The sequence below is a fragment of the Anabaena sp. CA = ATCC 33047 genome (genome assembly GCF_963870205.1).
Lineage (GTDB): Bacteria > Cyanobacteriota > Cyanobacteriia > Cyanobacteriales > Nostocaceae > Trichormus.
Genome location: NZ_CAWMSA010000044.1, coordinates 126,207 through 135,547 on the forward strand (window position 1 = coordinate 126,207; position 9,341 = coordinate 135,547).

Consider the following 9,341-nt stretch of genomic DNA (forward strand, 5'->3'; position numbering starts at 1 on the left):
ATTTTTGTAGGGTGGGCATTGCTTACCATTTGCTCAAACCCTTAGCTTTAGAGAACATCAAAAAATAAATTATCCAAATCGACTGTTAGTAGGGTGCGTCAGTAGGAATATTTTCTTGGTATAGTAGGGGCGGGTTCACAAATACCCTAGTTGAGCAATCCAAGATATTTATAAACCCGCCCCTACTAGGGTTTCTCGTACTGACGCACCCTACATTTTGGATATTTTGTAATTTACCTGCGTCAGCCTTTATGGTAAATATTTAACCGGACATGATTTACCAGCGCAACATGAGCAATATTCCCGCAGTCGGACAACCAGCACCAGATTTTTCTACCCCTGACCAAAATGACAACTCTGTGAGTCTTAATGATTTTAACGGTCAATGGTTGGTAATTTATTTCTACCCCAAAGATGACACCCCTGGTTGTACTACCGAAGCCAAAGACTTTACAGAATTACAATCAGAATTTAGCCAATTAGGAGCTAAAATTGTAGGTGTAAGTCCCGATTCAGGGAAAGCTCATTGCAAATTTATAGACAAACATAGCTTGAATATTACCCTATTAAGTGACCCAGAACATCAACTAATTGAAGCTTACGGTGCTTGGCGATTAAAGAAATTCATGGGTAAAGAATATATGGGTGTAGCACGTTCAACTTTTTTGATTTCACCTGACAAAAAGATTGCTTATGTTTGGGCGAACGTTAAAGCTAAAGGTCACGCGCAAGCAGTGTTAAATAAATTGCAAGAATTAACAGCTAATTAAAAAAGGAAAAATGAATTATTTTAAGCTATGGCAATCTGAAAAAACTTAATTCAAAAATAAGATAAAACCTATGTCGAATCGTCCTATATATCTTGATTGTCACGCCACCACGCCTGTAGATGAACGGGTATTAAGTGCGATGCTACCTTACTTTACAGAAAAATTTGGCAACCCATCTAGTATTAATCATATTTACGGTTGGGAAACAGAAGCGGCTGTGAAACAAGCACGGGAAATTTTAGCCGATGCAATTAACGCCACACCTGAAGAAATTGTTTTTACTAGCGGGGCGACGGAAGCAAATAATTTAGCGATTAAAGGTGTAGCGGAAGCTTATTTTTCTAAAGGTCAGCATATTATTACTGTGGCGACTGAACATAGTGCGGTGCTTGACCCTTGTGAATATTTAAAAAATCTGGGTTTTGATATTACTATACTGCCAGTTAAATCAGATGGATTAATTGATTTAACAGTATTAGAAAAAGCGTTGCGTCCTGAAACAATTTTAGTTTCGGTGATGGCGGCTAATAATGAAATTGGTGTCTTACAACCATTGGCAGAAATTGGCGAACTATGTCATCAACGCCAGATAATTTTTCACACAGACGCAGCCCAAGCTATTGGTAAAATACCTCTTGATGTGCAAACAATGCACATAGATTTAATGTCTCTGACAGCGCATAAAGTTTACGGGCCGAAAGGTATCGGTGCGTTATATGTTCGCAGACGCAACCCTAGAGTACAACTCGCACCACAACAACACGGGGGAGGACATGAACGGGGTATGCGTTCTGGGACTTTGTATACACCGCAAATTGTCGGTTTTGGCAAAGCTGTAGAGATAGCTTTGGCTGAACAAGAGACTGAAAACCAACGTCTCACCCAGTTACGACAAAGTTTGTGGGAACAGCTTTCACATTTAGAGGGAATTCATCTTAATGGACATCCTACCCAGAGGTTAGCGGGAAACTTAAATATTAGTGTGGAAGGGGTAGACGGTGCGGCTTTATTACTAGGGTTACAGTCAATAATGGCTGTATCTTCTGGTTCAGCTTGTTCATCAACTAAAACAGCACCTTCTCATGTACTAACAGCTTTGGGACACTCAGAAAAACTTGCTTATGCTTCTATTCGGTTTGGCATAGGACGGTTTAATACTCAAGCCGAAATTGATTTAGTCGCCAAACACGCGATCGCCACCATTGAGAGTTTACAATCAATTACAGTGAGTTAGCGATCGCTCCCCTTTGACCATTTTCCTTACCTGATGCGCGGATGGGTAGGTGTTGAAAATCGCTCCTCAGCAAAAATCGCTGTATCCCTTACACCATAGGCTTTTGCAGAAAAATTAATTTGAAACCATCCGCGCACCTTACCCAGTAAGGGTTTCAGCTATTTTAGTCAAATCAACTGACATTTTCTCGTGTTATGATAGACCCATCCGCGAATCTGAACCTTGAAAACCTCATATACATTAGCTTTCGGGCTGCCGCAGTTGAAATTAACAATAATCCCTATCAGGGATTGAAACGCTTAGAAATAATTATGTATTCATTATAACACGACTCAGGGGTTGAAATTAACAATAATCCCTATCAGGGATTGAAACTACCGAATTTCCGTTTTTTGCTGGAGAAACACGATATGTTGAAATTAACAATAATCCCTATCAGGGATTGAAACCGCAGATACTTCTTTTGTTGTGTAAAAAACTCTAATCCAAGTTGAAATTAACAATAATCCCTATCAGGGATTGAAACGAAACATTCGCCAGAACCATCCCGGTTACACCAGTTGAAATTAACAATAATCCCTATCAGGGATTGAAACACCTGTGGATGGAAGGACGGAAGATACATCATCGAGTTGAAATTAACAATAATCCCTATCAGGGATTGAAACAGGATTTATAGTCGCAGTGGAATTACCCGCGTAATGTTGAAATTAACAATAATCCCTATCAGGGATTGAAACAGATTTAATCCCATCTCTGGAATACAGAACTCAAGTTGAAATTAACAATAATCCCTATCAGGGATTGAAACTGGGAAGGCATTGTAATCAATGCCTTAGGGATAGATATAGTGTTGAAATTAACAATAATCCCTATCAGGGATTGAAACCCGTGATAGTAGCAATTGCCTGTAAGGTCTATGAGGTTGAAATTAACAATAATCCCTATCAGGGATTGAAACTAGCACTATACGCTGATAATCGTACATCAGTAAAGTTGAAATTAACAATAATCCCTATCAGGGATTGAAACAACTTTTTGGCAAAATGATAGATTTACCGATAAGTTTACCGTTGAAATTAACAATAATCCCTATCAGGGATTGAAACGCCAACTCAAACCTTACCAAGCTGTGTAAATGGTAGTTTCAGGTTGAAATTAACAATAATCCCTATCAGGGATTGAAACGTCTCCAGCAAGACTCCTAGCGAATAATGAATTGGTTGAAATTAACAATAATCCCTATCAGGGATTGAAACTTCTGTCCCATCGATATCTGGGAAAACTTGTACGACCAAGGTTGAAATTAACAATAATCCCTATCAGGGATTGAAACAAAAACAACCCACGCACGGAAACGTGATCATCTATGTTGAAATTAACAATAATCCCTATCAGGGATTGAAACGCGTATACCTCGAAATACAGCCATTAACTTGGGGTTGAAATTAACAATAATCCCTATCAGGGATTGAAACGAATACTATGATTCTTAATAGACTCTAGTTCATTGTTGAAATTAACAATAATCCCTATCAGGGATTGAAACATGACTTGACTGTTTACCCTTGCGGCTGCTTTGACTCAACCGTGTTGAAATTAACAATAATCCCTATCAGGGATTGAAACCCAAACAAAAAATCCCAGGAACGTTGCCGGAACGGTTGAAATTAACAATAATCCCTATCAGGGATTGAAACATCGCACCACTAGCGATCGCCTCTCTCTTCACTTGTTGAAATTAACAATAATCCCTATCAGGGATTGAAACACGGATTCATCGCTAGCCCTTACGGTGCGGGCGATGTTGAAATTAACAATAATCCCTATCAGGGATTGAAACTGCTAGGTGAGGGTGTCTCTCCTTAAAATCCTGAAGTTGAAATTAACAATAATCCCTATCAGGGATTGAAACGAATTTGGATGTGAGCTAGTATTTTCCAAATCGGAGTTGAAATTAACAATAATCCCTATCAGGGATTGAAACTTCAAGGTATTTGTACAGGCAGCCTTTTTGTTTACGTTGAAATTAACAATAATCCCTATCAGGGATTGAAACGCCTACTCGGATAGTAGGATGCACGGATAAAATGGTTGAAATTAACAATAATCCCTATCAGGGATTGAAACCTGAAATTAATGCCTCTATTGGCTTTATATTCTTCGCGTTGAAATTAACAATAATCCCTATCAGGGATTGAAACTTATAAGATTTCGCCCGTCCCAATCGTAGCCCTCGTTGAAATTAACAATAATCCCTATCAGGGATTGAAACGATAAACAGAATTTCCAAACTAACTTATTTCCTATCTTGTTGAAATTAACAATAATCCCTATTAGAGTATGTTGAAAAAGTATTGTTATTAACAGCAAAGTCTCTCAAACCTAACCCCCCCAGCCCCCCTTCCCTACAAGGGAATGGGGGTGTAAAAAAGCCTCTCTCCTTGTAGGGGAGAGGTTTGGAGAGGGGTTTTTATTATGCTGATTGATTGGAAAAACATCATCTCAGCAATCAATAAGGATCATAATCAAACCTACCCCGCTTGACGCTGCGGAAATAATAACCCCTAGTGGGTAGATTATTTAAATCGAAAGTATCACCACTGGGAAAACGCCAAATTTTGTAGTCGTAATAAGTCAATGGGGTTCCGGGTTTGCAGACTTCTGGCGGATGATCTCCTAAAACCAAATACGCCGCATTTCTCCCCATGACTTTGGCAATACCATATTTATCGACAACTATTGATGTTTCTTCACTAATCGCAATACCTAAAGCAGTTTGACAAACACCGTCTTGAATTTGTCGGGCAATAAAGGCCATAATTCGCCCCATGCGTTTGCGAGTGTCAAAATGCGTATCAATGATAGTACCCCGCAAATGCGGCCATTGAAAAAAGTTGTAGGTAAAGGAAATATTCTCATAAGGATCATCTAAAGCATCCTTAGTTTCAATCGGGTCTTCACAAGCACAAGCATCGTAAATATAATCACTGAGAATCATTGCCCCTGCGCTCGTGCCACCAATGCCGCCACCTTTGCGATAAACTGACAATACAGCCGCTTCCAGTCGGGTATTTTTCCAATTGCGGATGTATTGACATTGGTCGCCACCTGCAAAAAAGACTACACCAGCATTGAGGATTTTATGCACAATATCATCTCTGTTGGCATTGTGGCGATCGCTCACTATCAAGGTAGCGACAGAGTTAACCCCCTTCATATCATAAATCAGGTGATTATAGTCATCACCACCATTGGCGCGGAGAACCACAACATTAATTTTCTCCACAGAGTGAGTACCGCCTCTGACTTGGTTAATCATCCACTGGATAGCTGATTCCACATCAGGCCCACCGCCACCCAAGTTGAGAACAGGCCCAGCTAATGCGGGTAATGACGGCAGAATCTCAGCAGTCTTGCTATCGAAGTTGGATCTCAGGTATGCTGTAAGACGGGTAATCACCCTCAACAGCATAGCCCTTGCTGTTTTCAAGAACCTTGCTATACTTGGGAATGCCCTTGTCATACTAATCTTCTGGAGCAAACTGCAACTATTGCTTAATGTCGCACTCCCAAGGGCAAAATTCCCAGCGTACAGGGATTGTACTGTTTTTTAACGGCAAAAAACTGAGAGTAACTATTAACTCTCTGCGTAACTCTGCGAAAACCTCAGCCTTACTCCGCGTTTTTTTACCATTCTACCTGCGATCGCTCCTGCACTACTCTTTGATAAACAGCATCAGTTTGTGCGGCTAATTTCGGCCAGCTAAAGCGTATCCCTAAATCCTCATAAGCATTATCAATCAACCATTGACGATAACCAGGATTTTTTAAAACTTCCAAAATTCCCCACGCCAAAGAATCAGGATTATTCACCCAGGTAACTATACCAGTCTTAGTATGCTGCACTACCTCTGGGAAACCGCCTGTATCTGACACGACTACGGGAACTCGTGAGGCGAAGCTTTCTAAAGCTACAATTCCAAAGGGTTCGTAAAGGCTAGGAAACACCGCACAATCAGCCACAGTTTGAAATTTATCTAAATATTCGTCTGACATGAAGCCTGTAAAATAGCATTTATCCCAAATTCCCAAATCCCAGGCTTGACGTTTGAGATTATCTGTGTTACCTCCGCCAACAATCACAAACTTGACGTAACCCCCCATTTCCCACAACACTTTGGGTGCAGCATTCATTAACACTGATACACCCTTTTCGTAAGTCATCCGTCCCACGTAATAGACTATTTTCTCATGGTCGGCGGCGAATTGACGGCGAAAATCTTGGGCGTGGAAATCTTCGTGATGTTTTTTCTTTTCCGGGCGGATACCGTTATGAATCACATCAATTTTATCCCCAGGACTAGCTAAAACCCGCGCTACCTCTTGGCGCATATAATTGGTACAGACGATAATTCGCCAGGCATCGTAAGCCAGTAAGCTTTCCTTACCGTGAATATAATTTTGAATATCGTTGTGAATGCCGTTGTAACGTCCGTATTCTGTAGCGTGGATGGTAGCAATCAGGGGAATTTTAAAGGTATGCTTGAGAGCGATCGCCGCATCCCCAACTAGCCAATCATGAGCATGGATAATATCAAACGGCCCTTCCTCTACAATTAACTTACCCCCGTGATGTCCCATACTCTGATTCAAATTCACCACCCAGTGAAAAAAGTCATTACTATGGGAAACTGGAACTCGATGTATTTTAATCCCCTCCACCACCTCATACATCGAAGCATTACCAACTTCTACCGTAATCAAATGAATTTCATGGCCTAGTTTGACTAATTCGGGGTACAACTCAGCCACATGACGCGCGATACCGCCAACTATTCTCGGTGGAAACTCCCAACTTAGTACCAGTATCTTCATGAACTAGACTCCCCAATGTTTTCAGCAATTCAAAATTCACAAATCTCTAAATGGTAGGTATCCTAGCTTCTAAGACTGTGTTACCTAAAAGCGCATTTACTTTATAAAACTTTAAATTTCTGAGAGTGGTTATTACCGTAGGTAGATTTACTAAAATTTTCTGATGTTTTTCTCGTTTTTGGAAAAAGCTGATCAAAAATTATCAAGAATCAGTTAATCAGCAAATCTATATGAAACTTATCAGCGTAACTGATCCCCACTCAGGTGGAATGTAGTCTCTTACCCCCCACCCCGTTGGGGAATTCAAAATTCAAAATACCCTACGGGAAGGCAAGCCTACAAAATTCAAAAGTTATAGCAGTTTTCGGTTAATTAAGAAATGTAGAGACGTTGCATACAACGTCTCTACAGGAAGATAAACTTCAAAATTAAAAGACGTTGGGTTGCAACGTCTTTTAGGGTTTTGGGTATCTTGATTATGGATTAGCTTTGGTCTAAACGTAACACAGCCATGAAAGCTTCTTGGGGTACATCGACTGTACCGACTGATTTCATCCGCTTTTTACCTTTAGCTTGTTTTTGTAACAGTTTCTTCTTGCGGCTGATGTCACCACCGTAGCATTTGGCGAGTACATCTTTCCGCAAAGCGGGAATGTGTTCACTGGCGATGACTTTACTACCAATTGACGCTTGAATGGGGACTTTAAATTGGTGACGGGGAATTAATTCTTTAAGTTTTTCCGCCATTGACCGACCTACACCGTAAGCTTTATCACGGTGAACAATCATTGCTAAGGAATCGACGGGATCACCGTTAATCATGATATCCAATTTCACCAGGGGATTCTCACGATAACCGATGAGATGATATTCCATACTAGCATAACCGCGCGATCGCGATTTCATTTGATCAAAAAAGTCGGTAACAACTTCCGCCAAAGGTAACTCATAAGTTAAGGTGGTGCGTCCTTGGGTGAGATATTTCATATCTTTGAACACACCCCGGCGATTTTGCGACAACTCCATCAACGTCCCCACAAACGTTTCCGGTGTAATCATTTCTACTTGCACATAGGGTTCTTCGATGCGTTCGCGGTCGTTGGGTGCTGGTAAATGGCTGGGATTATCAATATACAGTTCTTCCCCCTTGTTAGTGATTACCTTATAAACCACAGATGGGGCTGTAATAATTAAATCCAAGTCGTATTCTCGTTCTAGACGTTCCTGCACAATTTCCATGTGCAGCAAGCCTAAGAAACCACACCGGAAACCGAAACCCATCGCGCTAGAAGTTTCCGGTTCATAATGTAACGCCGCATCATTCAGCCGCAGTTTTTCTAAAGCTTCCCGCAAGTCTTCAAATTGATCAGCATCAATGGGGAACATTCCACAGAATACCATCGGGTTGGCTTCTGTATAACCGGGTAAAGGTGTTGAGGCTTTAGCGTTAGACAGAGTAATGGTATCACCCACCCGCGCATCAGCTACAGCTTTAATAGCGGCGGCTAAATAACCCACTTCCCCAGCGTGGAGTTCATCGACTTGCTTTTGGTTGGGGGAGAGAACACCCAACTCATCGATTTCGTATTCCTTACCGGAAGCCATAAGATAGATGCGATCGCCTTTTTTCAACCGACCATCCATCACCCGGAAATAGACGATTACACCCCGATAGGCATCATAATAACTATCAAAGATTAACGCCCGTAAACGTTCATCTACAGTATCAGGTGCGGGTGGGATGCGTTCTACAATCGCTTCCAGAATTTCATCAATCCCGATTCCTTCTTTGGCAGAAGCTAAAATCGCCCCACTGCAATCAAGACCGATAATTTCTTCAATTTCGCTGATTACCCGGTCAGGTTCAGCCCCAGGTAAGTCAATTTTATTGAGAACAGGGATAATCTCTAAATTATGTTCTAGGGCTAAGTAGACATTAGCCAGAGTTTGTGCTTCTACACCTTGAGAAGCATCAACCACCAACAAAGCCCCCTCACAAGCCGCCAAACTGCGTGACACTTCATAAGAGAAGTCAACATGACCTGGTGTATCAATCAGGTTCAACACATACTGCTGACCATCTTTAGCTTGATAGTTCATGCGGGCAGCTTGCAGCTTAATTGTAATGCCGCGCTCCCGTTCCAGATCCATGTTGTCGAGAAACTGTTCCTTCATTTGCCGGTTTTCAACAGTCCCCGTGGCTTGTAGGAGGCGATCGGCAAGGGTGGATTTCCCGTGGTCAATGTGGGCAATAATACAAAAATTGCGAATGCGAACTGCGGGAACGTCAGTCATATACAAATTCTTGCTGAAGCAGCAACCAAGGTTAAAAGCAATTTACTTAATGTATTTTAATGCTTTCTTAGCAAAGATGCTGCTAGTCATTAGTCATTAGTCATTAGTCATTGGTCATTGGTCATTAGTCATTGGTCATTGGTCATTGGTCATTGGTCATTGGT

General features: G+C 41.3%; 5 protein-coding genes and 1 CRISPR repeat array. Of the genes, 2 read left to right on the plus strand and 3 right to left on the minus strand.

Annotation, left to right across the window (positions count from 1 at the left end; all coding sequences use genetic code 11):
• Nucleotides 1-290 precede the first annotated feature (290 nt).
• On the plus strand, nucleotides 291-770 hold the full coding sequence (gene bcp, locus AACS98_RS12640) for a thioredoxin-dependent thiol peroxidase (protein WP_066380977.1): 480 nt from the start codon (nucleotides 291-293) through the stop codon (nucleotides 768-770).
• Nucleotides 771-840: 70 nt separating this feature from the next.
• Nucleotides 841-2,004, plus strand: coding sequence for a cysteine desulfurase family protein (locus AACS98_RS12645; protein ID WP_066380290.1), 1,164 nt, complete (start codon nucleotides 841-843; stop codon nucleotides 2,002-2,004).
• Between the two features lie 260 nt (nucleotides 2,005-2,264).
• Nucleotides 2,265-4,279: direct repeats of the CRISPR family, unit length 37 nt; unit sequence GTTGAAATTAACAATAATCCCTATCAGGGATTGAAAC.
• 237 nt (nucleotides 4,280-4,516) lie between these two features.
• Here AACS98_RS12645 and AACS98_RS12650 read toward each other — a convergent pair.
• The 3 genes from AACS98_RS12650 to lepA all read right to left on the minus strand — a co-directional run bounded on the left by AACS98_RS12650 (nucleotide 4,517) and on the right by lepA (nucleotide 9,177).
• Nucleotides 4,517-5,530 (minus strand): cyanophycinase, encoded by a 1,014-nt coding sequence (locus AACS98_RS12650; protein WP_066380292.1) that lies wholly within the window; start codon nucleotides 5,528-5,530, stop codon nucleotides 4,517-4,519.
• Nucleotides 5,531-5,694: 164 nt separating this feature from the next.
• Complete coding sequence (locus AACS98_RS12655; RefSeq protein WP_066380293.1) at nucleotides 5,695-6,882, minus strand: glycosyltransferase family 4 protein; 1,188 nt, start codon at nucleotides 6,880-6,882, stop codon at nucleotides 5,695-5,697.
• Between the two features lie 483 nt (nucleotides 6,883-7,365).
• Nucleotides 7,366-9,177 (minus strand): translation elongation factor 4, encoded by a 1,812-nt coding sequence (gene lepA / locus AACS98_RS12660; protein WP_066380295.1) that lies wholly within the window; start codon nucleotides 9,175-9,177, stop codon nucleotides 7,366-7,368.
• Between the last annotated feature and the right edge of the window lie 164 nt (nucleotides 9,178-9,341).

Coding starts and splice junctions, on each gene's coding strand:
- AACS98_RS12655 (WP_066380293.1), bottom strand. CDS start 6,882: ATGAAGATACTGGTACTAAGTTGGGAGTTTCCACCGAGAATAGTTGGC.
- AACS98_RS12650 (WP_066380292.1), bottom strand. CDS start 5,530: ATGACAAGGGCATTCCCAAGTATAGCAAGGTTCTTGAAAACAGCAAGG.
- AACS98_RS12645 (WP_066380290.1), top strand. CDS start 841: ATGTCGAATCGTCCTATATATCTTGATTGTCACGCCACCACGCCTGTA.
- bcp (WP_066380977.1), top strand. CDS start 291: ATGAGCAATATTCCCGCAGTCGGACAACCAGCACCAGATTTTTCTACC.
- lepA (WP_066380295.1), bottom strand. CDS start 9,177: ATGACTGACGTTCCCGCAGTTCGCATTCGCAATTTTTGTATTATTGCC.